The 25192-nt window shown below is 49.2% G+C and carries 28 protein-coding genes; 9 read left to right on the top strand and 19 right to left on the bottom strand.

What is annotated here, in order from left to right:
• On the bottom strand, positions 1–657 hold the full coding sequence (locus KNO75_RS00645) for a DsbA family protein (RefSeq protein WP_214819287.1): 657 nt from the start codon (positions 655–657) through the stop codon (positions 1–3).
• A gap of 123 nt (positions 658–780) precedes the next feature.
• On the opposite strand from KNO75_RS00645, the gene KNO75_RS00640 reads away from it, so the two are divergent.
• On the top strand, positions 781–2373 hold the full coding sequence (locus KNO75_RS00640; RefSeq protein ID WP_214819284.1) for a diguanylate cyclase domain-containing protein: 1593 nt from the start codon (positions 781–783) through the stop codon (positions 2371–2373).
• Between the two features lie 47 nt (positions 2374–2420).
• On the opposite strand, the gene KNO75_RS00635 is transcribed toward KNO75_RS00640, so the two are convergent.
• The 3 genes from KNO75_RS00635 to KNO75_RS00625 form a co-directional block, all read right to left on the bottom strand.
• Entirely contained in the window at positions 2421–3095 is a 675-nt protein-coding gene (locus KNO75_RS00635; RefSeq protein ID WP_214819282.1) for a DUF6241 domain-containing protein, read from the bottom strand.
• 145 nt (positions 3096–3240) lie between these two features.
• On the bottom strand, positions 3241–4515 hold the full coding sequence (odhB, locus tag KNO75_RS00630) for a 2-oxoglutarate dehydrogenase complex dihydrolipoyllysine-residue succinyltransferase (RefSeq protein ID WP_214819280.1): 1275 nt from the start codon (positions 4513–4515) through the stop codon (positions 3241–3243).
• Between the two features lie 18 nt (positions 4516–4533).
• Positions 4534–7386 carry a 2-oxoglutarate dehydrogenase E1 component gene (locus tag KNO75_RS00625; RefSeq protein ID WP_214819278.1) on the bottom strand — a complete coding sequence of 951 codons (2853 nt, stop codon included), beginning with the start codon at positions 7384–7386 and terminating at the stop codon, positions 4534–4536.
• A gap of 337 nt (positions 7387–7723) precedes the next feature.
• Between KNO75_RS00625 and KNO75_RS00620 the strand changes: the two genes are divergently transcribed.
• From KNO75_RS00620 to KNO75_RS00610, 3 genes are all read left to right on the top strand, one after another.
• Positions 7724–8656: an ABC transporter ATP-binding protein gene (locus KNO75_RS00620; RefSeq protein ID WP_214696054.1), complete on the top strand. Its 933-nt coding sequence runs from the start codon at positions 7724–7726 to the stop codon at positions 8654–8656.
• The gene (locus KNO75_RS00615) at positions 8634–9371 is read left to right on the top strand and encodes an ABC transporter permease (RefSeq protein WP_214819276.1); all 738 of its coding nucleotides are present in this window, start codon (positions 8634–8636) and stop codon (positions 9369–9371) included. Before KNO75_RS00620 ends, KNO75_RS00615 begins: the two co-directional genes overlap by 23 nt.
• 166 nt (positions 9372–9537) lie before the next feature.
• A complete protein-coding gene (locus tag KNO75_RS00610; RefSeq protein WP_214696058.1) occupies positions 9538–9732 on the top strand; it encodes a hypothetical protein in 195 nt (64 codons plus the stop codon).
• A 42-nt stretch (positions 9733–9774) separates the two neighbouring features.
• On the opposite strand, the gene KNO75_RS00605 is transcribed toward KNO75_RS00610, so the two are convergent.
• A complete protein-coding gene (locus KNO75_RS00605; RefSeq protein WP_214696060.1) occupies positions 9775–10554 on the bottom strand; it encodes a sulfite exporter TauE/SafE family protein in 780 nt (259 codons plus the stop codon).
• A gap of 33 nt (positions 10555–10587) precedes the next feature.
• Positions 10588–10962, bottom strand: coding sequence for a rhodanese-like domain-containing protein (locus tag KNO75_RS00600; RefSeq protein WP_251126012.1), 375 nt, complete (start codon positions 10960–10962; stop codon positions 10588–10590).
• 115 nt (positions 10963–11077) lie between these two features.
• On the opposite strand from KNO75_RS00600, the gene KNO75_RS00595 reads away from it, so the two are divergent.
• The 3 genes from KNO75_RS00595 to KNO75_RS15130 all read left to right on the top strand — a co-directional run bounded on the left by KNO75_RS00595 (position 11078) and on the right by KNO75_RS15130 (position 13991).
• Positions 11078–11374: a rhodanese-like domain-containing protein gene (locus KNO75_RS00595; RefSeq protein ID WP_015881009.1), complete on the top strand. Its 297-nt coding sequence runs from the start codon at positions 11078–11080 to the stop codon at positions 11372–11374.
• Between the two features lie 28 nt (positions 11375–11402).
• Positions 11403–12803, top strand: a complete 1401-nt coding sequence (locus KNO75_RS00590) for an MBL fold metallo-hydrolase (RefSeq protein WP_214819274.1) — start codon at positions 11403–11405, stop codon at positions 12801–12803.
• A 66-nt stretch (positions 12804–12869) separates the two neighbouring features.
• Positions 12870–13991 carry a TlpA family protein disulfide reductase gene (locus KNO75_RS15130; protein WP_214819272.1) on the top strand — a complete coding sequence of 374 codons (1122 nt, stop codon included), beginning with the start codon at positions 12870–12872 and terminating at the stop codon, positions 13989–13991.
• A 41-nt stretch (positions 13992–14032) separates the two neighbouring features.
• On the opposite strand, the gene nfsA is transcribed toward KNO75_RS15130, so the two are convergent.
• Positions 14033–14782, bottom strand: coding sequence for an oxygen-insensitive NADPH nitroreductase (gene nfsA, locus KNO75_RS00580; protein ID WP_214819270.1), 750 nt, complete (start codon positions 14780–14782; stop codon positions 14033–14035).
• Positions 14783–14953: 171 nt separating this feature from the next.
• On the opposite strand from nfsA, the gene KNO75_RS00575 reads away from it, so the two are divergent.
• Entirely contained in the window at positions 14954–15847 is an 894-nt protein-coding gene (locus tag KNO75_RS00575; RefSeq protein WP_214819268.1) for a DNA/RNA non-specific endonuclease, read from the top strand.
• An 84-nt stretch (positions 15848–15931) separates the two neighbouring features.
• On the opposite strand, the gene KNO75_RS00570 is transcribed toward KNO75_RS00575, so the two are convergent.
• Positions 15932–17401, bottom strand: a complete 1470-nt coding sequence (locus KNO75_RS00570) for a catalase (RefSeq protein ID WP_214819266.1) — start codon at positions 17399–17401, stop codon at positions 15932–15934.
• Between the two features lie 83 nt (positions 17402–17484).
• Positions 17485–18081, bottom strand: a complete 597-nt coding sequence (locus KNO75_RS00565; RefSeq protein WP_214819264.1) for a DUF2238 domain-containing protein — start codon at positions 18079–18081, stop codon at positions 17485–17487.
• A 155-nt stretch (positions 18082–18236) separates the two neighbouring features.
• Between KNO75_RS00565 and KNO75_RS00560 the strand changes: the two genes are divergently transcribed.
• Positions 18237–18650, top strand: coding sequence for a VOC family protein (locus KNO75_RS00560; RefSeq protein WP_214819262.1), 414 nt, complete (start codon positions 18237–18239; stop codon positions 18648–18650).
• A 44-nt stretch (positions 18651–18694) separates the two neighbouring features.
• Here the strand turns inward: KNO75_RS00560 and KNO75_RS00555 are convergent, their stop codons facing one another.
• The 10 genes from KNO75_RS00555 to KNO75_RS00510 all read right to left on the bottom strand — a co-directional run bounded on the left by KNO75_RS00555 (position 18695) and on the right by KNO75_RS00510 (position 25172).
• On the bottom strand, positions 18695–19420 hold the full coding sequence (locus KNO75_RS00555; RefSeq protein ID WP_047795583.1) for a class I SAM-dependent DNA methyltransferase: 726 nt from the start codon (positions 19418–19420) through the stop codon (positions 18695–18697).
• Positions 19420–19767: a ribosome silencing factor gene (rsfS, locus tag KNO75_RS00550; RefSeq protein WP_074032684.1), complete on the bottom strand. Its 348-nt coding sequence runs from the start codon at positions 19765–19767 to the stop codon at positions 19420–19422. The genes KNO75_RS00555 and rsfS overlap by 1 nt, the downstream gene beginning before the upstream one ends.
• Before the next feature lie 10 nt (positions 19768–19777).
• Positions 19778–20335 (bottom strand): bis(5'-nucleosyl)-tetraphosphatase (symmetrical) YqeK, encoded by a 558-nt coding sequence (yqeK, locus tag KNO75_RS00545; protein WP_214819260.1) that lies wholly within the window; start codon positions 20333–20335, stop codon positions 19778–19780.
• A complete protein-coding gene (locus KNO75_RS00540; RefSeq protein ID WP_214819258.1) occupies positions 20325–20894 on the bottom strand; it encodes a nicotinate-nucleotide adenylyltransferase in 570 nt (189 codons plus the stop codon). The genes yqeK and KNO75_RS00540 overlap by 11 nt, the downstream gene beginning before the upstream one ends.
• Positions 20891–21187, bottom strand: a complete 297-nt coding sequence (gene yhbY, locus KNO75_RS00535) for a ribosome assembly RNA-binding protein YhbY (protein WP_214789614.1) — start codon at positions 21185–21187, stop codon at positions 20891–20893. Before yhbY ends, KNO75_RS00540 begins: the two co-directional genes overlap by 4 nt.
• A gap of 6 nt (positions 21188–21193) precedes the next feature.
• Entirely contained in the window at positions 21194–21979 is a 786-nt protein-coding gene (gene aroE / locus KNO75_RS00530) for a shikimate dehydrogenase (protein ID WP_214819256.1), read from the bottom strand.
• Positions 21976–23088, bottom strand: a complete 1113-nt coding sequence (gene yqeH, locus KNO75_RS00525) for a ribosome biogenesis GTPase YqeH (protein WP_015880995.1) — start codon at positions 23086–23088, stop codon at positions 21976–21978. Before yqeH ends, aroE begins: the two co-directional genes overlap by 4 nt.
• A 133-nt stretch (positions 23089–23221) precedes the next feature.
• The gene (locus KNO75_RS00520) at positions 23222–23848 is read right to left on the bottom strand and encodes a YqeG family HAD IIIA-type phosphatase (RefSeq protein ID WP_214789618.1); all 627 of its coding nucleotides are present in this window, start codon (positions 23846–23848) and stop codon (positions 23222–23224) included.
• Positions 23849–23973: 125 nt separating this feature from the next.
• Positions 23974–24753, bottom strand: coding sequence for a phosphatidylserine decarboxylase (locus KNO75_RS00515; RefSeq protein WP_214819254.1), 780 nt, complete (start codon positions 24751–24753; stop codon positions 23974–23976).
• Entirely contained in the window at positions 24750–25172 is a 423-nt protein-coding gene (locus KNO75_RS00510; protein ID WP_214819252.1) for a thioredoxin family protein, read from the bottom strand. Before KNO75_RS00510 ends, KNO75_RS00515 begins: the two co-directional genes overlap by 4 nt.
• Positions 25173–25192 lie beyond the last annotated feature (20 nt).

Below are 25192 nucleotides of genomic sequence, written 5' to 3'. Positions count from 1 at the left end.
TTATAAATCCTGCTCGATCAACTGTTGGATTTGTTCGTAGTCGAACGGGTCCTCGAGCATCACACCGTTGATCATGATCGAAGGTGTGAATTGAACACCGTTCTCTTTCACAAGCCCGTCGTCCGTACTGACTTTTTCGAGCACGGTCGAGTTTTCGCCAAGGTCTTGTTCAAGTTGTGCCAAGTCGACCGATGTCGTCTCACCTGCGATTTCTTTCAACTTCTCGACTGTCACCCATGCGTTGTCGTGTTGTTGTGAAGCCGGTTGCGCGTCATAGAGCGCTTTATGGAACTTCCAGAACGATTCAGGGTCTTGCTCGTACACCGACTCGGAAGCGAGGGATGCCAAAATCGATTCTTGTCCGTGGAACAAGACGTTAATATAGCTGAAGCTGACATCTTCCTTGTCGAGATAATCCGCTTTCAGTTGCGGATAGATCGTTTCGCCCCACTGTTTACATGATGGACATTTATAATCTCCGAACTCGACAACCGATACTTTCGCGTCCGAGTCTCCGAGTGTCGGTTGTCCCTCGATTGACACGTGATCGCCTCGGTCGGCCGTTGTCGGCTCATCTTGATTGAGCAAGACGAACACCAATGCAATCAATGCGACCGCAACGACGGTTGTGATGACCAACCATTGATTCTTTTTCATTTTCTTCACCTCTATTTATTTTTCGACTCGTCTTTCATTATAGCGGAAGCTCTTTCACCTATCATGTGTTCGACTCGTTTTTCATAATTGTCTTCATTTCAAGCTTTAGGAGGTTTTACTCGCATGATCAAGTCTTTTACGATGCGCCTCGGACTCATTTTGGCGCTCAGCATTGCCACACTCGTCTTTTTACTGACAATTGCACTCACATCCCTGATCAGTCATCGGGCATCTGATTCACTCGAACAAGAAATCGGGGAACGTCTTTCGACAACATCACATCAATTGGCGGACAAACTCGACTTTTATATGTGGTCACGCTATCAAGAAGTCCAACTCTTGCAAGGTCTCGATTTAGGGGACCCGGACGCGACACGACGACTGCTCGATCAAGTCCAATCGAACATTCCGGCATTCTCTTGGATGGGTGTCACGGATGCGGAAGGGACTGTCGTTGCTTCCACGAACGGCATACTCGAAGAGGCATCCATCGCCGAGCGCCCCGTGTATCTCGAAGCGAAAGAAGCTCCTTTTATTGGTGACGTCCACGAGGCGGTCCTATTAGCTGAACTGTTACCGAATCCGACGGGAGAACCGCTCCAATTCGTCGATATCAGTGTCCCTTTATTTCAAGACGGGACATTTCAAGGGGTGCTTGCCACTCACTTGAGTTGGGCATGGGGAAAAGAAGTACTCGGACATTTCAATCGGACGCTCCATGAACAAGTCGATGATACGGATTTGTTCGTCGTTAGTGAACGAGACAACGTGGTGCTCCTCGGCCCAAACGATCTAGTCGGAAAACCACTCCCTGTGTCGTTTACGGAAGGAGCTTCCGTGAAAGAATGGGAGGATGGACAGGACTATCTGACGGGGATGTCGATTGGGGAAGGGTATGATGAATATCCTGGACTAGGTTGGCGCGTCGTCGTCCGTCAACCGGCATCCGTTGCGTTCGCACCGGTCGAAGCGCTAGAAACGAGGATTCTATGGATTGGTCTCTTCGCATCACTTGTGACGGCCGTCCTCGGTTGGTTACTCGCTTCCGTCGTGACGAGACCGTTGAAACGAATTACTGAAACGGCTTCGCTCATGGAGCAAGGAAAAGCCAATACATTCCCGCATCAATCCGGAATCGAAGAGATTGAGTCCCTCGCATTCGCACTGGAATCGCTCGTCACATCCCTCACAGAATCAGAATCGGAACGGGTGCACTTTGAGCTCCTTGCGAACCGTGACGCGCTGACCGGTCTCTCTAACCGTGTCGCCTTACGTGAACAGTTGAATCAATTGCACGCTTCGAAAGAACCGTACGTTTTCTTTTATATCGACCTCGATGGGTTCAAGGCGGTAAACGATACATACGGTCACGCGGTCGGGGATGAATTGTTAGTCGAAGTCGCACAGCGGCTACGAACACTTACGATTGATGAGGTGTATCCGGTCCGCTTGAGCGGAGACGAATTTTTCCTGATGTTCCCGAGACATGGGCGTTCGATTCAGGGTATTCATGAAATCGGTACATCCATTATTGCTACGCTCTCACAACCTGTGATGCTCGACCTCGTTTCAGTGAAGGTCGGGGCAAGCATCGGCGCATCGATTTGGTCGCCAACAGAACCTCCACATGTCGCCATCGAACGAGCGGACGACGCCTTATATCGGTCCAAGGCGAACGGGAAGCAACAGCTTTCATTCCATGAGTCGTTTGAATGATTACTGGCACCCATACAAAAAGGAGTTCATCATGAACTCCTTTTTGTTTACTCTTCGGTTTCCGTATTCACGTCTTCCTTCTGTTCTTCCTCTTCGGGCATCGGCTCCAGGTCCATCGTATACACGTATTCCTCACCGAAGTTGTTTAAAATGAACAACTCTTCTTCTGCACGTGTTGCGAGTCCGTTCGAGAATCCGATGACGGCGTACATCTCCTCTAGAAGAAAATCTTGCTCTTTGTCAATCTCATCAAAGATGGCTTGTTCCCATCGTTCGATGATTCGACCGAGTTGTAGGTAGTCTTCGCTTTTAATTTTATTTTTATCGCGCAGCAACTCTAAATAGTCGCGGACCTCTTTCAGATTGTCATGCGTCATCGGGATTGCGCCCGCTTTTTCCGTTGCCAAAATCTTTTGGTGTGTCATCAGATGCATCACGTCGACAAGATTCCCTTTATTCAATTTTTTCGCGTCGTCAAAGACGAGTCCCGTCGTCTCCTGCGGGTCAATCCGGCGCGTCACGTTTTGACGTCGGCCGAGCGGGTCTTCTTCTTTAATGATGGCAATCAATTCAAGCGCTCGTTCATACTCTTCTTCCGTCAAATTGTCCCGGTCAAGCTCACTTTGATTCGGTCCCATCCAATACTGATAGAATGCATATGTAGCAACGATTACTATAACTAAGACAAGTCCCATCCAAGGAAACCATTTTTTCCATTTCATTTACCATTCACGCCCTTTTAGTGATTCTCTCCATCAAGGATAACATATATACCTTACTAAAAATCCCAATAAAAGGTTTTTCGTCATGACCTTAAACAAAAAAGTACCCGCCTCCTGATATCGGAGCGGGTACTTTCTCTACATCTTATGCTTCGAACAACAATTGTTCTGGATCTTCAATCATCTCTTTGATGTGCTTGAGGAATGTTACAGCCTCACGACCATCTACGATTCGGTGGTCATATGAGAGTGCGACATACATCATCGGACGGTTTTCCATCGTGTCCGCGTCGATTGCGACTGGGCGGAGTTGAATCGAGTGCATTCCAAGGATAGCAACTTGTGGTCCATTCAAGATTGGTGTTGAAAGAAGTGAACCGAACACGCCACCGTTTGTGATCGTGAACGTACCACCAGTGAGGTCACTCAAACCAAGCTTATTGTTACGTGCTTTATCCGCAAGGTGAAGGATGTCTTTCTCGATTTCACCAAAGTTTTTACGATCCGCTTCACGGACGACAGGGACGACGAGACCGTCTGGCGCCGATACGGCAATCCCGATATCGTAGTACTTCTTCAAGACGATTTCATTTCCTTGGATTTCAGCGTTCAAGTAAGGCATGCGCTTAAGAGCCGCGACCGCTGCTTTCGTGAAGAATGACATGAAGCCGAGTTTGACATCATTGTCTTTCACGAACTTCTCTTGGCGACGTTTACGAAGTGCCATGACCGCAGACATATCGATTTCGTTAAACGTCGTGAGCATTGCTGCCGTCTGTTGCACTTCTACGAGACGGTTGGCAATCGTTTGACGACGACGTGTCATCTTGATGCGCTCTTCTTCTTTCCCACTTGGAGCTGGTTGTGGTGCAGGTGCTGCAGCAGCTGGTTTTTGCTCTTTCACAGCTGGTTTGTCTTCATGTTTTGAAACGTCATGAACATTGATACGCCCCATCGGATCGTTCGTTTGAACAGCTGAGAGGTCGATCCCTTTCTCACGAGCGAGCTTGCGTGCAGCAGGTGTTGCGATTGGTCCTTTACCTGGGCTCGCAACGTGCTCTTCGCGTTTCTCTACTTTCTTGCCTTCTTCAACAGACTCCGTTTTCTTCTCAGTCGGCGCTTCTGTCTTTGTTTCTGTCGCGTTTTCTGTCTTCGTCTTCGTCGCGACAGCCGTTCCGCCACCAGAACCTGAACCGAGACGTGCGATGACGTCGCCAACTTGAACCGTATCCCCTTCTCCGGCAAGTTGTTCTTCTAACACACCCGCTTCGTCAGCTGGGACTTCGATATTGACTTTATCCGTCTCGAGCTCGACGATGGCTTCCCCTTTTTCGACTTGGTCGCCTGGCTGTTTGAGCCATGTCGCGACCGTTCCTTCCGTAATGGATTCTGCTAATTCAGGTACTTTAATTTCGACCACAATGAGTTCCCCCTTAACTTATTTACGATCTTTTTGGTATGTGCTCGTGCCTGCACCGCTCGAGACGACGTCGCGAGAAAGTGCTTCACGGATGATGCGTGCTTGTTCTTGTTTATGCGCTGTCGGATTTCCTTCAGCCGGGCTCGAACGACGGCGACGACCGATGTAACGAACGTCGAGTCGGTTCGTTGTGACCGCTTCAAGACGAGGCTCGATGTATGTCCAAGCTCCCATGTTTTTCGGTTCTTCTTGTACCCAGACGATTTCGCGTGCGTTCGGATAACGGCTGATGACGTCACGAATCTCACGTACCGGGAATGGATAGATTTCTTCGACCCGGATGATGTGTAAGAAGTCGAGTGACTCTTCTGACTTGCCGACCGCTTCCGCGAGGTCGATCGCCATCTTCCCTGTGCAGAAGACGAGACGTTCGACTTTCTCTGCGTTCTCACCGAGACCTGGCTGTTCAACGATTGGTTTGAAGCTCTCTTCCGTGAACGCCTCGATTGGTGACGTCGCAAGCGGATGACGAAGTAGACTCTTCGGTGTCATGATGATCATCGGACGAATCTCTTCTTTGCCGAGCATCTCAGCTTGGCGACGGAGAATATGGAAGTATTGTGCCGCAGATGAAAGGTTTGCGACTGTCCAGTTTTTCTCACCGGCAAGCGTCAAGTAACGCTCCATCCGTGCACTCGAGTGCTCTGGTCCTTGTCCTTCGTAACCGTGTGGCAAGAGCATGACAAGCCCTGATTTTTGACCCCATTTCGCACGACCTGCCGAGATGAACTGGTCGAACATGACTTGCGCCGAGTTCGCAAAGTCACCGTATTGGGCTTCCCACAATACGAGCGTGTCTTGGGCGAATACGTTATACCCGTATTCAAATCCAAGAACTGATCCTTCTGAAAGCGGGCTGTTGTAGACAGAGAACGAAGCTTTTGCCGTCGACAGCTGATGGAGTGGCGAGAACTTCTTCCCTGACTCGACATCGTTCAACATGATGTTCCGTTGGGCGAACGTTCCGCGCTCCGAATCTTGACCGCTCAAGCGAACCGGCGTACCGTCTGAAAGAATCGAAGCGAAGGCGAGCGTTTCCGCATGACCCCAGTCAATCTTCCCACCTTCACCAAAAGCGTCACGGCGACGGTCGAGTACTTTTTGAAGTTTGTGGAAAACACCGAATCCTTCTGGCCAGTCAAGCAACTCTTCATTCAATTGCGTGAGGAGTTCGAGTTCCACGCTCGTATCGACTTTCGGGAATCCTTTATAAACCGCGTCCGGCAAGACGATGTCAGCATCCTCTTCTTCAGAAGGAACGAGGTCACGCGCTGCTTTAAGTTCTTCTTCAATCTTTTGCTCGATTTGTGCTTTCTCATCTTTTGTCATGACGCCTTCTGCCTCGAGTTGCTCGGCATATACGTGACGGACAGATTGATGTCCTTTGATCGCTTTATAAAGAACCGGGTTCGTATTCATCGGTTCGTCCATTTCGTTGTGACCGTAACGACGATACCCAATCAAATCGACCAAGATGTCTTTATGGAACTTGGCACGATACTCACTGATCAATTTTGCGACGGCGACACATGCTTCCGGGTCGTCTGCATTCACGTGGAAGACTGGAATCTCATAACCTTTGGCGATATCACTCGCGTAACGCGTCGAACGTGAATCATTCGGGTCCGTCGTGAAACCGATGGTGTTGTTGGCAATGACGTGAACCGTTCCACCCGTACGATACCCCGTCAAGTTCGTCATGTTGAGCGTCTCCGCTACAATTCCTTGTCCCGGGAACGCCGCATCTCCATGAATCAAGATTGAAGCTGCCAAATCATCCTGCTGGACAGCCGATCCTTTTTCAGAACGATCATCTTGTGCGGCACGTGTGTACCCTTCGACGACAGATCCGACGAATTCAAGGTGACTCGGGTTGTTCGCCAAGTTGAGACGTACTTCTTTTTGTTGTTCGACGACTTTACGATCAAGTCCAAGGTGATATTTCACGTCGCCTGACCAACCAAAGTTGATGCCGATTGACCCTTCAGACGGAATCAATTCTTTGTTCGGTGCATGCTGGAACTCCGCAAAAATCATCTCGTATGGCTTGCCGAGTACGTGAGCGAGTACGTTCAGACGTCCACGGTGTGCCATCCCGATATTGATGTGTTCAGATCCGCTCGAGATGAGTCCCCCGACCATGGCGTCGAGTAACGGCACCATCGCATCCAATCCTTCGATGGAGAAGCGTTTCTGTCCGACATACGTTTTATGCAGGAATGATTCAAACAGTTCTGTCTCAGCTAGACGTTTGAACAATTCGATTTTTTCTTCTTTTGAGAAGGTTTGTTTCAATGCGCCTTGTTCGACTTGACGGCGAATCCACTTCTTCTCTTCCATATCATCTAAGTGACGGAGTTCGATTGCAACCGTTCCTGTATAGACGTCAAGCAAGTGACGGAATAACTCAAGGGCACTCGCATTTGGTTTTGGTGCATCGTCCGAAAGAAGACGGGCCGGAATTTGTTTTAAATCTTCTTCTGTCAAATCATAACGAGACAGTTCGAACAATTCCTGTTCACGCGGATGGTCTTTCAACGGATAAATATCCGCCGCCTTATGACCGAACGCACGGATATCGTTGACGAGACGTGTCGCCGAAACGACTTTCTCTAAGTCAAACGACGGACCCGAGACCGGTACTTCTGTCGGTGATGATTCTGGTGCTCCGTTCTCGTCGAAGTAACGACGTGTCTCCTCATCGACCGATGACGGGTCTTCCAAATATTGCTCGTACAGTTCAATGATGTAGCCTAAGTTAGGACCATAAAATGCTTGCGATTTCTCGTGAACATTCGACGACTCTCCCATTGAATAAATCCCCCTTATCCATTCCTAAACGTCCAATCTGTGAACGCTTTCATTTTAACATGTAGCCCGAAGCAGTTCACTCTTCTCTTACCCTAGTGAACAAAACCAAATCTTGCCTCTTACGCTCAACTTCATACTACACCTTTCATGCTAGAAAGACCCTTACAAATTCACAATTCGTCCATACTATTTCGATAAGTTTTGCTTATCGATAAATTGTGTCTCAGCGGGTTTGTTTCAAACATTTCAAAAAAAGATGAAACCTTATTTCAAACAAGCCCGTAGAAGGGGGTGTAGGAAGAACACTATCACTCAAAAAAGAAAGCTAGGTGACCACATGTTATCCGTACAAAATGTCCATAAGAAGATGGGAAAAGCAACGGTATTGACGAATGTCAGCTTTGATGTCGTCCCAGGTGAAATTTTCGGTTTCCTCGGGCCAAACGGTGCTGGGAAGACGACGACCATTCGAATCATCACGGGCCTTATGCCTGCAACACATGGAACCGTGACGGTCGATGGGTATGACGTCGCGAACAACCGCCAAGAGGCACTCAGCCGAATCGGAGCCATCGTCGAAAATCCGGCGTTCTATCCGTACATGACCGGTCGTGAGAACTTGATTCATGCCATGAACTTGATCCCGAACTTAAAGAAAGTCGATTTGAACGCACTTGGTGCGCTCGTCGGACTCGATGGAAAGCTCGATATGAAAGTGAAACAGTATTCGCTCGGGATGAAACAACGCCTCGGGATTGCCCGTGCTTTGTTGCATAATCCAAAAGTACTCATCCTTGATGAGCCGACGAACGGTCTCGACCCAGCCGGGATTGCCGACCTTCGAAATTACTTACGCCACCTCGCCGACCATCGCGGAATTGCCATTCTCATTTCAAGTCATTTGTTGAGCGAGATGGAATTGATCACGGATCGCTTCGCCATCATTGACCAAGGACAAATCAAATCAGTGGAAGACGGACAGACGAAAGCCGATAGCGTCATCCTCTGTAAAGTCGCGAAAGAACAGATGAGCGATGCGCTCGATGTCGCCGCTCTCGCCTTCGATGATGTGAAAATCATTCAACAGTCTGCCGAGTCGTTCATCGTGCCACGTCAGGAGACGGATATCCCCGTCTTATTGAAACAGTTGATCGAGCGTGACATCGCCGTCTACCAGATTGGCATGAAACACGAATCGCTTGAAGAACAATTCTTGAAATTGACGAAAAAAGAAGGAGGTACGAACAATGCGTTCATTACTCAGCAATGAATGGATGAAGTGGCGCCGCACGATTAAGCCTTACGTCGCCTTAGGTGTATACACCGCGATCATCCTCATCGTCTATGCCGTATTGGCGAGCGGAGATGGGTCACCGGAAGCTGCGTCGTTCTTTGAATTCTCAACGATGGGCGCCATCGCCTTCCTCAGCATCTTTACTATCGTCTTCACGGCCGAGATGGTCGGGAATGAGTTGAAATTTGATACGTTGAAGCATCTTTTGATGAGTCCGTATTCCCGAGACCGCATCTTGCTCTCAAAACTCGTCATGGCCGTTCTCGTCATGTTGCTCCAATTCGTCTTTATTTTAGTCGTCGCGTTCGGGTTCTCACTCACGTTAGACGGCTCTGTCACATGGGACGTCGTTCGCCCTATTCTCATCAGTGTGAGCGGACCGATCTTCATCATCTTCTTGACGCTCATGTTCTCGGTCGTCTTCAAATCAGTCGGCGTCGTCATCGGTTTCACGGTGCTCGCGAACTTCGCTTCAAGTATTATCGGTGGTCTTCTCGTTGCCTGGAAACCTGAACTCGCAAAATGGATCGTCTTCTTGCATACAGACCTTTCTATTTATGATGTGAATCCAGAATTCATGAAAGCGATGGATGCCACGATGGGCTTCTCCATCTTCTATGTCGCCCTTCATATCATCGCCTTCTATCTCATCACGGCATTTATGTTCCGGAGTAAAACGTTTGCGGAATGAGAACAGGTCCCTTTTGATTCAAACGAATCGAAAGGGACTTTTGTTTGTCTCTATATGTGTGATGACTTTAAGACACCTTTGTCACACAACCTCAACATTCTGTCAGAAGTCTCCCACCCGTATGCGATATGATAAAACTAACAGCACGTAAGAAGGATGTGACAATATGGCTCTCACGATTGGATTAGCATTGCTTGTCTGTTTGATCGCACTTATTTTTACTATCATGGTCGGACTCGGGAAAGACCGCTCCACATACAGCCAAAAGAAGAGCTGGTCGATGGTTTCTTGGCTCTACATTATTTTGCTCCCCGTCTCGTTCATCGGACTCGGACTTCTCTACTATTTCATTACGAAATAAGGCAAAAAATCACGATGCCAGAATATAGGCATCGTGATTTTTTTACGCGATTAAGTCACTCCAAATTTTGATGGTACTCGCTAAGATGAGTAACGCTAAAATCCATTGAAGCGCTTTTGTATTCATATTCTTCCCGACATTCGCCCCGATCGGTGCAGCAATCAGACTCGCGATAATCATAATGATTGCCGGACCCCAGACGATTTGATCGGTGATAATTTTACCGAACGTCGACCCGATCGACGAGATAAATGTGATGGCGAGTGAACTTGCGATCGCCATCTTCGTCGGGATGCGCAAGACAACCAGCATGATCGGCATGAGAATGAATGCCCCTGCCGCTCCGACGATACCAGCTGCAATCCCGACGACGAAAGCTGAGCTGGCCGCAATCACCTTGTTGAACTGCACTTGGTCAAGCGGCATATCGTCCACTTGTGGCTTCGGTAAGAACATCATGATCGTCGCAATCGTCGCAAGTACGGCGTAAACGACATTGATCATCGTCTCCGATAAAATCGTCGACCCATATCCTCCAATGAAGCTTCCGATCAAGACCGCCACACCCATATAGAGGATCAACTGTTTGTTTAAGTATCCCCCTTTACGATAGGCATAAATCCCACCGATTGTCGCAAAAAACACTTGAATCGCACTAATTCCTGATACTTCGTGCGCGCTGAACGCCGCAAATCCTAAGATTGGTGGAATGTATAACAGCATCGGATACTTGATGATCGACCCACCAATTCCGACCATCCCTGATATGAACGACCCGATAAACCCAATTAGAAAAATTGTAATGATAAACCCGAACTCCATATTGACTCCTCCATTTACTCTCGTATTCTCTACTCATTCAATCGATTCCCAAGCTATCATACCGCCTGACACATCATAGATTTTCGTATAGCCCGCCTCTTGTAATCGGTTAGCAGCCTGGGCACTTCGATTACCGCTTCGACAGATGACGTAGATTGGCTCATCTTTCGGATACGGTAACTCGTTGGCATCTAATGAAGATAGTGGTGCGTTCACCGCCCCTTCAATATGCCCCCCCTCGTATTCAGATGTTTCTCGTACGTCAAGGAGTGTTATTTCCTCGTTTTCCAATTTGTTTTGTAGAGTTTCAGCATCGATTTTCGTGATCTCATCCTTTTCTGATGTGATTACAAAGATAAAAATCACCATAACAGCCAAAATCCCAACAAATAAGGAAATTTTCTTCATGTTTTCCCCTCCAATTCTTTTCACTTGCGCTCATTATACCTTAGGGGGTATATTAAAGCCAACGAAACATTCTCGTTGCCAAAAACCTTAAACACGAAAAGGAGATCAAAGACTCATGAAGACGATTACGACTACTGAATTAGAAGCGCTACTTCAAGCTGACGACTCACTCAACCTCATCGATGTACGAGAGGTAGATGAATATGCTGGAGGTCACATTAAACAAGCGAAAAACGTACCACTTTCTGAATTCGGGGCAAAAGTCGATGAGCTCGATCGCTCTAAACCGATTCACGTCATTTGCGCAGCCGGTGGACGCAGCATGAATGCATCCGCTTATCTCGACTCACTCGGGTTCGATGTCACGAACGTCGACGGTGGGATGATGAGCTGGCAAGGCGAAGTCGAATAAACGATTACATTCATAGGGGGAAATTGATATGCTATTACGTTATTTTTATGATGAGAAATTAGCGCAAGCTTCATATATGGTCGGATGCCAAATGACAGGAGAAGCCATCGTCATCGACCCGGCCCGTAACATCGAGCCATACCTTCAAGAAGCGAAAAAAGAAGGCATGAACATTGTCGCAACAGCTGAGACACACATTCATGCGGACTTTGTATCGGGCTCACTCGAACTCGCGAAGCGTACAGGTTCGAAAGCTTATTTATCAGATGAAGGCGATGCTTCTTGGAAGTATGCGTTCGCCAAAGACATCGACGCACAACTCGTCAAAGAAGGCGACACGTTCAAAATTGGAAACGTGACACTTGAAGTCATGCACACACCGGGTCACACACCGGAACACATTTCATTCCTTCTGTATGACCGGAACCAGACACAACCGATGGGCATCTTCACAGGCGACTTCGTCTTCGTCGGAGATATCGGTCGCCCCGACCTCCTCGAAGAAGCAGCCGGTGTGAAAGGAACGACGGCAATTGGCGCGGAACAAATGTTTGATTCACTCAAGAAATTCATGGCGCTTCCTGACTTCGTTCAAGTTTGGCCAGGACACGGTGCAGGCAGTGCTTGCGGGAAAGCGCTCGGCGCGATTCCAACGTCGACGGTCGGTTATGAGAAAGCGACGAACTGGGCGCTTCAAATGACGAATAAAGATGCCTTCATCAAAGAGTTGACGACGGATCAACCAGAACCACCGAACTACTTCGCCATGATGAAGAAAGTGAACAAAGAAGGCATTCAAGTGACGACGAATGTCGCTCGTCCTGAAGTCGTCGGTTCAGATCGCCTTGATACACTCGTCGAAGAGACGCAAGTCGTCGACACGCGTAAAGGGGAAGACTTTGCGAACGGACACGTACCTGGGACAATCAACATCCCATACAACAACAAGTTCGTCTCGTGGGCAGGCTGGCTCGTCAACTTCGACAAAGACATCACACTCATCGCAAATGCGGAAGAAGTCGATCAAGTACAGACCGACCTTCAATCAATCGGCCTCGATCGTCTTCGCTTCATCGTTCCGGTCGAAGAGCTCGACGCTTCACTCTTGACGGAAACGTATACCGACGTGACGGCAGAAGAAGCGATTGAAGCTGCTGAAAAAGGTGACGTCTTCGTCCTCGACGTTCGCAACGCGACAGAATGGAACGCGAGCCATTACGAAAAGGCAGAGCGCATCTTGCTCGGTAAACTCACACGTGATCACGAAGGTCTTCCGACCGATCAAACGATTGCAGTTCACTGTGCGTCAGGCGTCCGCTCACGCATGGCAGCAAGTGTCCTTCAATCACTCGGCTACAAAGATATCCATAACATTCTCGGTGGCTACGGCGCGATGAAGACTGTCTTAAACGCTCAACAAATCAAGTAATGCTATACTGACTATGAATATGGCGCCCGCTTCGAGAGGGGCGCCTTTTGTTTAGGAGGGAAAGACGTGGTCGCTATCGGTCCACTTAACATTCGTGTCGATTTACTCATTTTTTTAGTAAGCCTTGGTATCCTTTACGGGATCTTTCGTTTCCTCGGTCTAACGAGCAAGCAACGTGAAGCCGTCATCGGTACATGGTTCTATGGATTTCTCGCCTGGAAAGGGAGCGCCATCCTCATCGGTCTGTTGACGACTCGTGATATTTCTCTTGCCCTCTACGCTACGGGAGGTATATGGTCTCAATGGATCGCGACCGCTGTTGTCCTTTGGCTCGTCTATCGACTCGATCGAGACCTCTTAGGATATTGGATGCTGAGCGGGCTCCTCATCTGGCTCGGGATGACGCTCGCGGTTCCGGTATACGGGACGATATTCTCTCTACCCGATCAGCCGATTCATCTATGGAGCGCTATCCTTATCCTCATACTATTCGGGATGACGTGGCGCTGGATGCATGCGCCGACTCGAGGACACATCCTTTGGACCGTCCTTGGCGCATCTAGTATCTGGCTGTTTCAGTCGTATGCGGTTGGACAAGTAAAATGGTGGATGATGGGCATTTCCCTCATCCTGTTCGGGTTTTCGCTCTATGTCGCTCGTCCTTCAAGAAGAGTCGTACAATTGAGTATCGGTGCTCTCGTCTTGCTCGCGGTCGTGAATGCTGCCCTACCGGAACGCGCGACACAAACGATCACGACAGAGACGGCATCGACCGGTCTAAACATCGGTCAAATCCCCCCATCGTTTGAGTTACAACGAACTGACGGGAGTACGTTCGACTTAGCATCGTTACGCGGTCAACAAGTCGTCGTTAATTTTTGGGCGTCCTGGTGTCCTCCGTGTCGCGCAGAAATGCCGGACATGGCGACGTTCGCAAAAGAACGAGACGACGTGACGATTGTCGCCGTTAACACGACGACGAGCGAACGTGACCCGGACAATGCCGTCTCGTTCGTCGAACCGTACGAAGACGCGTTTACCGTTGTCTATGACCGTGACGGTCAAGTCGGGGATGCGTACCGGATTCAGGCAATGCCGACGACATATGTGCTCGATGCATCCGGTGTCATTATCGCGAAACAATTTGGTGCCATCGACAAGAATTGGCTCGACGCTCAAGTGAATTGAACATGACAAAACCGCCGACAGTGATTTGTCGGCGGTTTTGATTATTGCTTCAAGTAACCCTGTGCTTTCAAGAAGTCTTTGACGTCAAGACGCGTCGATTTTGACAACATGCGTCCCATTTGTCCAGTCCACGTATCCTTACGCGGGTTCGAGCCACGGACCATATAGTAATCGTGAATTAACGCATCGTAATCGGAAAGGGACTGCTTCATCCGTTCTGGATTCGCTTCATACGTATTCTCATGGTAAACATGATGGAACGGTAAGCGTGGTTTTTGATCCTCGACTGAAGCCGGTACACCGACGGCCATGCCGAAGAGCGGGATGACCCGTTCCGGCAAATCGAGCACTTCTTTAACCGCAAAGAGGTCGTTCCGAATGCCACCGATATAACAGATGCCGAGCCCCATCGATTCTGCCGCCACTGCCGCATTTTGTGAGGCGAGTGCAGCGTCGATTACAGCGACAAGCAACTTCTCATCAGTCTCAAGCGTCGCAGACACTTCAGCTTCCTGTAGCTCACCAATCATTTCATGGCGATGTAAATCCGCACAAAAGACGAAAAAGTGACCGTTTTCGACGACATAAGACTGGTTGCCCGCAATCTCGGCAAGTCGTTTCTTCTTCGCTTCATCGGTCACCCCGATGATGGAATAGGCCTGGATAAAGCTAGATGTCGATGCGCGTTGGGCGCACTCAACGATGGTCTGAATTTGTTCATCTGTTAATGTCTCGTCTGTAAAGTCACGGACGGAACGGTGGTTCAATAATGTCTCAATCACTTCGTTCATACGTTCTTCCCCCTTTTTTTCAATCTTGGCACAAGCTTTCTGAATCCACAAATGAGAGGAATCCGTCGGGCACATTTTGAAAGGGGGACGCTCACTTCTTGCTTTCGTATGCTATCATTATAATTTACATAGTAAATACGATAGCGTAACTTTGGATAAGGAGCGAGATACATGAAAAGAATACCATTTTACATTCCATTCTTGCTTGGGGTACTGCTCCTCTCAGGTTGTACGGATGCCGATGTGAGCGCCCCGACGTCGACTGATGAAACGACCGAAGAGAAACAGACACAAGAAGAACAAACCACCGATGCGCCTTCACCTGAACAGGAAGAAGATTTATTCGAAGGCTATACACAAATCGAGGTCGATGGCGGTGATCAGTCCGGAACACGTGAAGCGAATGTCGTCGTCGATATCGGCTTCGGCGACCGTGAGTACTGGGCATTCACGAACGAGCATGGTCAATTGATTCGTGTCATCGCCGACGAAATCACGCTTCAAGACGATGAGACCGAAGACGTCAATTCTTCTGGTCGCTATTATTCAGACGAGGCGAAAGTTCCAGGTGTCGAAGACCCGAATCTCGATGAAGGTCATATCATCGCTGATTCGCTCGGTGGTGTCTCGAACGCCTATAACATCACACCACAAAACAGTGCACTCAACCGTTACGGGGACCAGGCGTTCATGGAAGATGTCATCCGGAAAGCTGGCGGCGCGAAAGACTTTGAGGCCATCATCACCTATCCGAACACGACGACACAGATTCCTTCCCGCTACCAGTATACGTATACCGTACGAGGCAATACGGTCACGGATACGTATGATAACGCGGACCCAGAAGAGGTGAACGAATCGCTCGATTTGACGGACGATTCTCCACCTGACGTGACGACGGAGCCTGTCGAGGAGCGAGACTTATCCGATATCGACGTTGACGGAAACGGACAAGTGACAATCAAAGAAGCGAAAAATGCCGGATTTGAGATGCCGATCACGCGTGATCATTGGTTGTACCAGTATATGGACGACCGAGACGGTGATGGGATGGTCGGTGAATAACCACGATTGACGAGACGTTCCTCCATGAGAGGGGCGTCTTTTTTGTATACAAAAAAACCGCGGTACGTGACCGCGGCTACTCGTTTAATTCGACATTTGGTTCAAGAATGGTGCGAGATCAATGTTCAACTCGTTTGAGAGACGTTCCCCGAGTTCACGGTCAGCACGATAGAAGTTGCAGATCAAGAGGAGAACCGTCTTCTCATGACGAACTTCTTTGATGTGAGCGACGAGGTTGCGGATAAGCGCATCCTTCTCTTCTTGAGAATAGCGGCGATACACTTCTCCGGCCTGACCGAAGTCGTTCGTCTTCTCAATCTTTTGACGACCTGTCACGCCTGTGATCGGTTGCGGCGTTTCGATGTAATCCGCATTCGGCTTCGGCGCGTCTTCATAGCGGTTCGGCTCGTAGTTGACCGGGCTCTTCTGTTGCTTGAATGGCATCGCCCCGTCACGCTGGTTGTTCGCGACTTGAGCGAACGGGCAGTTGATCGGAAGTTGAAGGTAGTTCGGTCCGATGCGATGACGCTGCGTATCCGAATACGAGAAGAGACGTCCTTGGAGCATCTTGTCTTCCGATGGCTGAATTCCTGGTACGAGAACGCCCGGGTTGAAGCCGACAGACTCTGTCTCGGCGAAGTAGTTGTCGACGTTCTTGTTGAGGGTCATCGTTCCGACCAATTGGTATGGGATGACATCCTCGAACCAATCTTTCGTCGCATCGAGCGGATCGAAGTCGAAGTTATCCATATCAGCCGGATCTAAAATTTGTACATATAGATCCCATTCCGGATAGTCTCCTTGCTCAATCGCGTTGAACAAGTCACGTGTTGCGTGGTTGAAGTCTTCCGCTTGAATCTTCGCGGCTTCTTCCATAGACAAGTTTTGAATGCCTTGCTTCGGTACCCAGCGCAACTTTATGTACACCGTGTTTCCGAATTCATTCACCCATTTGAAAGAGTGGACAGACGATCCGCGCATATGGCGATACGATGCTGGGATACCCTCGTCACTGAACAAATGAAGAAGCATGTTTGTTGATTCCGGTGTGAGCGACATGAAGTCGAAGAAGCGGTCTGGGTCTTGAAGGTTTGTTTGTGGATCCGGTTTGAGCGAGTGAATCACGTCCGGGAATTTAATCGCGTCACGGATGAAGAAGACCGGCAAGTTGTTTCCGACGAAATCATAGTTCCCTTCTTCCGTATAAAACTTGACGGCGAATCCACGCGGGTCACGAAGTGTCTCCGGTGAACCTAAACCGTGGATGACAGTCGAGAAACGCGCAAACACAGGTGTCTCTTGCCCCTCTTCTTGCAAGAATGCGGCTTTCGTATATCGTTTCATACTATTTTTTACAGTGAAGACACCATGTGCCCCCGCCCCTCTTGCGTGAACGACGCGTTCTGGTACACGTTCACGGTCGAAATGCGCTAATTTCTCAATTAGTTGGTAGTCTTCGAGAAGCGTCGGGCCCCGACGACCCGCAGTGATGGAATTGGCGTTATCCCCAATTGGTGCGCCTTGGTTAGTAGTTAGTTGACGGTGTTGATCCATATGATTGCCTCCCATTATTTATAATCATTACAATCTTGATATTAATCAAATATTAGAATGATTACAAATAAAAAGCTCGTGAATCACGAACTTTTTTTCATGTGTCTCTTTTGTTTGGCTTTTTCACGTTGATGAAGCGTTACGACGAAGAACGCGGCGAGCACTCCACCAAGTGACCCAGCGATGATGTCGACCATCGTATCGTCGTTCCCGTTCCCTTGCATCGTTGTGTTTAAGAGGACGTCGGATGTAAATTCATACATCTCCCAAAGCGCCGCACCAGCCATAGAAAAGACGACGATATAGACAAATAAGAAACGTTTTGGAATCTCAGTCCGAATGTCGTCATCGAGTCGACTGAAAAAGTCGAATCCTAAGAATGCGAGAAAGATACCGCTCAAGAGGTGTAGGAACGTGTCCCACCAGCCGTTCCCGTACAATCCGACAATTGATCCTAAATACTGTGAGGCAAACAAGAACAGGATATAGGCCACCTTCATCTTGCTATCGAGTTCTGTTTTAAACGTCTTTTCAATAAAGAACGGGATGAGACCCGAGATGATCCCGGCACCCGCCACACTTGCATCGAACCAGGATTCTTCAATGATCGATGTCACGAGTATGACCGCCATGAACAAGACGAATCCGAATTCGAGGATACGCCCTTTCGTGAGCTTCATGATACTTCGCCTTCTTTCATCTAATTTGTTCTCTATTAGCTTTATTCCCAAGTCTCAGTTGTGTTCAACCACACAATCGAATTTAGTTGGACTCACTTGTCATTTGCGAACATATGTTCTATAATAAATATTATGAATCCGAGGAGGAACTTGCTATGCCGATCAATCCATATCTCAATTTTAACGGGAATTGCCGCGACGCCGTGAACTTCTATGCGGACGTATTCAACCATGCCGCTCCAGACATCATGACGTTCGGTGACCAACCTGGTCCAGACGGTCAACCGGTGCCGAGAGAAATGGCTAATCTCGTGCTGCATACCCGACTATCGATTCACGGCTCATCGCTCATGTTTTCTGATGCGATGCCTGACGGACCGGTCACGTTTGGGGACAATGTCACGCTCGCCGTCGTCACGGACGACCTCGATGCCATCCACCGCGAGTTCGATGCACTCTCTGTGAATGGCCGTGTCTTGATGCCACTTCAAGAGACGTTTTGGAGCAAGGCGTATGGCATGCTCGAAGATCAGTTCGGTGTCCAATGGCAGTTTAGCCACGAAGCATAAGAACGACAAAAAAATCCCCGATTCTTGACGAATCGGGGATTTGCTTATTTTTGGGCTACGAAGAAGATGCGCTCCGCATCCGCTCCTGGTGCATGTTCGGTAAAATCAGATGTGACCGATTTGACGTGGAACCCAGCACCAATCAACCATTGCATGTACTGCCCTGGTTCATATGTCCGTTGCTCATGCGTCTCCTCGATCCGCTCGTACGTCCCGTCTTCAAGCGCGACGAAGAACGTCAAATCGTGAACGACTGAGAGCGGTGCCTCTCCCGGGTCGGCAAACCAGATATACGAGCAGTCTTCCCCATTTGACGCGTACGTCTTTTGGTTGAAGAGCGTCTGCATCTTATTCGGAGCATGAACATCAAAGATGAACAGTCCGCCCGGTTTGAGTTGGTTGTAGACAGATTCGAACGTGTCGATCACATCTGCCTCATCCCGAAGGTAGCAGAGCGAGTCACAGAGAATCGTCACCGCATCGACCGGTTCCGGTAATTCCAACTCACGCATATCTTGTTCCCAAAGTGGCAACTCGATTTCTGCTTCGAGTGCCTTTTCTTGTGCGACTTCGAGCATCGACTCCGATAAGTCGATCCCCATCACGTCGTAATGTTCGGCGAGACGAATCGTAGCGGATCCTGTCCCACATCCGACATCCGCGAGTGTCGCGCCATCTTGGACGTGACGACGCACGAAAGCGACCCACTCATCATACGGCGCGTCTTTCATTAACTCGTCGTATACATAGGCGAATCCTTCGTATGCCATTAGCCGACTTCCACTTCGACGTGCGGCGCGTCAGCCCACAATTTCTCTAGGTTGTAGTAATCACGGTCGTCACGATGGAAAATGTGAACGACGACGTTCTCGAGGTCAGCAAGTACCCAACGTGCCGTGTCCATTCCTTCAAACTTGTGGAGTGGTAGGTCATTTTCGCCAGCGACATCTTTGATCTCACGTGCGATTGCTTCGACTTGCTTCTCCGAGTTCCCGTGACAGATGACGAAGTAATCCGCAATCGGCGAGATGCCTTCCATGTCGAGTACGACGATTTCCTCGGCACGTTTATCGTCAGCCGCTTTTACAATCAATTCTAATTCTTCTCTTGCAGTCATATTGACCCTCCTAAGGTGTATTCACAAAATCATTATACGTTTCAATCGTCAGTGGAAAAATGCGCACCGACTTCTTCAATAAAAATTCAATCGTTTGGCGCAGTGTCGCGACAACCGCCCCTTCGAGCGAATGCGCTGCCTCTACTCGCAGGCGATCAACTCCCGGGTAATTCCGATTCGGTTCGATGGCATCGGCCACAAATAGGATTTGATCGAGACGAGACATCCCTGGCTCTCCCGTCGTATGGTTCCGAATCGCAGAGAGCACCGCTTCATCGAGGTCGTATTGACGAGCCAGCAAGACGGCTCCGACCGGCGCATGCAACAACTCGTCCCCGTATTCAAGAAGAGCTGAATCCAGTCCTTCTTCGATGACGACTTGACGCATTTCTTCGGTGTCAACATATTTTGCATAGTCGTGAAGCATTGCAGCAAGACGGGCCTGTTCGACGTTCTCGCCGTACTGAATCGCCATTCGTTCCGCTGTCTCAACAACACCGAGCGTATGGATATAGCGTTTTTCCGGTAGCGTTCGTTTAATCAACTCGTGCGCTTCTTCAAACGTCATACAGCTTATGCTCCTTCACATACGTCTCGACCAAAGTCGGGACCAGATATTTGATGGACTTGCCACGCTTCGCCCGCTCCCGGATATCAGTAGACGAAATCTCAAGTTGGGGCATGTCGATTGGACGAACGTCCGCCTTCTCCAGAATCAAGTAACGTGTCCCGGGACGGGCGACCGCACCGAACGTGACGAGACCGATGAGCGTCTCATAGTCGTGCCACGATTCGAGTGCGACGAGCGAATCCGCTCCAATCAAGAAGTAGAACGTATCGTCTGGATGCCGTTCAATCAACCGCTTCATCGTCTCTACCGTGTAAGACGGTTCACTCCGTTCAAACTCAATCAGGTTCAATTTGAAGTCTGATTGACCTTGAATGGCACGACGGGTCATCTCGATTCGATGGTCTGCCGAGCTGAATCCGACTTTATGTGGCGGAATCGCGGCCGGTAAAAACCAGACTTCATCGAGTTCAAGCTGTTCGCGAGCTTGTTCGGCAATCAATAGATGACCGAGATGCGGCGGGTCGAACGTGCCCCCCATCAAACCGATGCGGCTCATGGGAGTTTGATTTGGCGATTTTCTTTCTCAGTCGCCTCTTTGTATAAGACGATGACTTTACCAATAACTTGAACAACCTCAGCTCGTGTACCTTCTGACAACTCACCGGCCACGTCTTTTGGCGTGTCCATGCAGTTTTGAAGTACTTGAACTTTGATCAATTCGCGTTTCTCGAGTGCGTCCACGATATCTTTACACATCGCTTCGCTGACCCCATTCTTCCCAACTTGATAGATTGGTGAGAGATGGTGCGCTTCTGCGCGTAAAAAGCGTTTTTGTTTACCTGATAGCATAGTATATTATTCCTCCAATAATCCTTCGATTAACTTTTTTCCGATGGTTTCGTCCGGTTTCACGCCCGTCCATTTCTCGAACGAGAGCGCGCCCTGACCGACGAACATGGCAACACCTGTCACAATTCTTGCTCCGCGATGTTTCGCTTCTTGAAGCATCGGGGTGACAAGTGGACGATATATGATATCACAAACGACCGTGTTTTGTCGTAATCCTTCTAATGAAAGTGGTGTCGATCTCTCGTCCATCCCGACAGAAGTGGTCTGAATGATGACGTCATAGCGTGAGATGTCGACCTCGTCGAACGTCGTATAGGTAACGCCGAACGTGTTGGCGAGCTCTTTTGCCCGCTCAACTGTCCGATTGACGATTGATACCTGACGCGTCGGTAACGCCTGCACGATTCCACGTGCGGCACCGCCAGCACCGATGACAAGAACGTGTCCTGACCAATCCGTGAACGGCATCAATGCTTGGACGAGCCCGGCACCGTCTGTATTCGTTCCGACGAGGCGTCCGTCCCGCTTATACACCGTGTTGACGGCACCGGCTACCTTGGCAGCCTCGTCGAGCTCGTCGACATAACGAACGACCGCTTCTTTGTAAGGGATCGTTACGTTGAACCCGTCCCATTCGCCTTCCCGCATTGCTTCGAACAGGCGAGGCAGGTCGGTCTCCATCGCGTCAATGGCCTCATAACGCCCGAAAAGCCCAGACGCCCTCAGCCACTGCTCGTGCAGTTGGGGAGAGAGCGAATGAGCAATCGGGTGGCCGATGACAGCCAGATTCATACGAGCGCCTCGCGGAGTGTGACAGCGACGCCTTTCGGAGCCCAAGCCGCAATGCGACCGCCTTTACCGTGAATCGCGACCCATCCGAGACCGCTAAACACGATGTCTGTCTTCACACCGTCTCGTAAACTGAATTCGTGGCGTACGAGTGGTGGTAAGATTTCGAGCGTCTTCTCGTTCGGAGGATTGAGCATCTTCCCAATATGCTGGTCATAGAGCTCATCCGCGCGTTCGAGTTTCGTACGGTGTGCTTTCAACTCATTCGACATATAGATGACGAACGAACGTTTATTGCCTTCCAAGTAATCCAAGCGTGCCAAGCCGCCAAAGTAAAGCGTCTGTTGCGGGTTCAATTGGAATACGTGTGGCTTGATTTCTTTTTTCGGCGTGATCGTCTTCAAATCTTTCGCATCGACATAGTGTGCCATTTGATGACGGTTGATGATTCCTGGTGTATCGTACAAGTTCGCATCATCATCGAGCGGAATGTCGATCAAGTCAAGCGTCGTTCCCGGGAAATGACTGACGGTGATGATGGCTTCATCCTCTTCACCGAAACGTTTGATCACCTGGTTGATGAGTGTCGACTTCCCGACGTTCGTACAACCGACGACAAAGACGTCTTTTCCTTTTCGGTAATATTCAATCTTTTCAGCGAGTTCGTCGATCCCATGCCCTTTTTTCGCACTGATCAAATGGACGTCGATTGGGTTCAAGCCGAGTTCTTTTGCTTCAGCCTTCATCCAGTTCGCCATCCGGTTCGGGTTGACGGATTTCGGCAACAAGTCCACCTTGTTCCCGACTAATAGGACCGGGTTCGAGCCGACAGAACGTTGAAGTCCCGGGAGCCAGCTGCCATTGAAGTCGAAAATGTCGACAATCTTAATGACGAGCGCCTCTTTTGAACTGATTCCGTTCAAGATACGTAAGAAGTCATCATCAGATAACTCTACGTCTTGGACTTGGTTATAGTGCTTCAATTTGAAGCAACGTTGGCAAATGACAATTTCTCGGTCAAGTGCCGATTTCGGTGCGTAGCCAACCCCGTTCGGGTCTTCCGTTTGGATGGCTACACCGCACCCAGCGCAATATCGTTTGGTTTCTTCCATAGTTGTACTTACTGCCGTTTAGGTTTCCCCTTCTTCATTCGCCGTAGCACCTCGCTGCTACTCCTGAAGCGTTAATTCCGACGCCTTGGTCGCCGTACATGGGCAGCCTCCTTCTTCCTGTGCGTTCGAGGTCTTATTCATCTTTTTTATGTGAATCTTCGGAACGTGAATGCATCGCCTCGCCAATTTTTTCAGCGACTGCGACTTTCGCCCGCTGTGCATCCACAGCAAGCTCTTCCACTTTTTTCGTGATCAATACATACTTCCCGCGACGCTTCATGTGCGCGAAGACAACCTTCTCAAGCATCCGGTTGAATTTCGTGACGAGTCCGTCCGTCTTGACGACCGGTTGTACGTGGATGACGTGGATACCGGCCATATTCGCACCGAGCACGTCCGTGAACAGCTGATCTCCTAAGAAGATGGCTTCTTTCGGCGAATAGCCGTATTTCGAGAGCGCTGCTTTGAAACCAGAAGGTAACGGCTTCTTGGCACGAGCGACATAATGAAGGCCAAGCGGCTCCGTAAACGTTCGTACACGGTTCTCGTTATTATTTGATACGACAATCACATCGAAACCGTATGATTTCACTTTTTCAAGCCACATCAATAAAAGCTCAGGCGCATGCGGGACGTCCCAGGCCACGAGTGTATTATCAAGGTCGGTCAAAATGACGCGTACCCCACGGTCTTTCAATTCTTGTAAGTCGATGTCAAACACAGTCGCGACGAACTGTTTCGGATAAAGTCGATTAAACACGTAAAATTCCTCCAATTAGCTAAACGATTCAACTACTTATACAAGTATTGATATCCCTTCTATGGTAAACGAAAACCGACCAAACGACTAGTCTATCGTTCGGTCGGAAGAAAATTGATACAAAATTAGTTGGTTTTGATCGTTCCGATGACGTCACCGAGTCGAACCGGACCCATTTTTTCACGGTCCATTTGAATCGTATCCTTCTCAAAACAAAGGACGACAGTCGAACCGAATGAGAAGTATCCTACTTCTTGCCCTTTATCGGCTTGATCGCCATCGAGCGTCCACTCGATCGTATTCACGTTCAAGGCACCGACCATGATATGTTCATACGTTCCAGCCGGGCTGTCAAATCGTGTCACACGACGGTAGTTGCGAGAGAGCGGTCTCACCGTCTCCGTCAACCCGATCTCGTTTACTGGCGCCGAGCGGTCCCCCAGTTCATAGTGACTGAGCACACGCCCCGAAAGCGGCGTATGGACCCGGTGATAATCGCGTGGGCTGAGGTAAAGGACGACGACCGTTCCGTCAGTGTAGCGTCTCGCTTCTTGTTGAGAACCGAGCAACTCCGCAAGCGTGTAAGACTGTCCTTTTACTTCAAAGCGACTATCTTCCGTAATCGATTCGATGACCGAGAGTTTCCCGTCACATGGTGAGACGAGGGTGTCGGCTGATTCATCAATCGTACGTGCCCCCGGTTTTAGGTGACGCGTGAAAAATGCATGAAGTGACGGATAGGCGTGAAGCGGCTGTTCCGCTTCCTCCACCGCAATGTCATACACTTTGGCAAACGACGGAACCAAGTGTCGACTCACGCTCGACTCCGCGAAGCGTTTGAGGCGCGTGGCAATCCAAGGCGAGGCGTTCAACTCAAATAACGTTTGATAAAAACGACGCTTCATTCCTCTTTTGCCTCCTCATTCTTAAAGAACGTCTCGTATTGTTGTTCAGAGACAGCACCTTCAATGCGACCGACTTCTTTTCCATCTTCGAATCGGATGATGGTCGGTGTTCCGTTGATGCCGTATGTTTCCCATACGTTATGGTCTGCCAAGTTGATCGATACCGCATCATATTCTTCGATGAGCGGTTCGACATATGGTTTTACTTGCTCACAATATTCACAGCCTGTTTGCCAGAAGTAAGCGACAACCTCGCCGTCCTGGTCTAACTGTTGCTGTAATTCATCTGCAGTGACGGCATTGACGCCTTCTTCTTCATTCGCTCCGTTTAAAAAGAACAACAGACCGATCCCGATGACGATAATCGCTCCGATGATGGCGAACGTAACAAAATTCGCGCGTTTTTCAGGGTTTTTCATATGCATGATCCTCCTCTTAT

The sequence above is a fragment of the Exiguobacterium sp. s35 genome (genome assembly GCF_018617535.1).
GTDB lineage: Bacteria > Bacillota > Bacilli > Exiguobacteriales > Exiguobacteriaceae > Exiguobacterium > Exiguobacterium aestuarii.
Note: the sequence above shows the minus strand (reverse complement) of the source record. Positions and strands in the feature narration are given on the sequence as shown.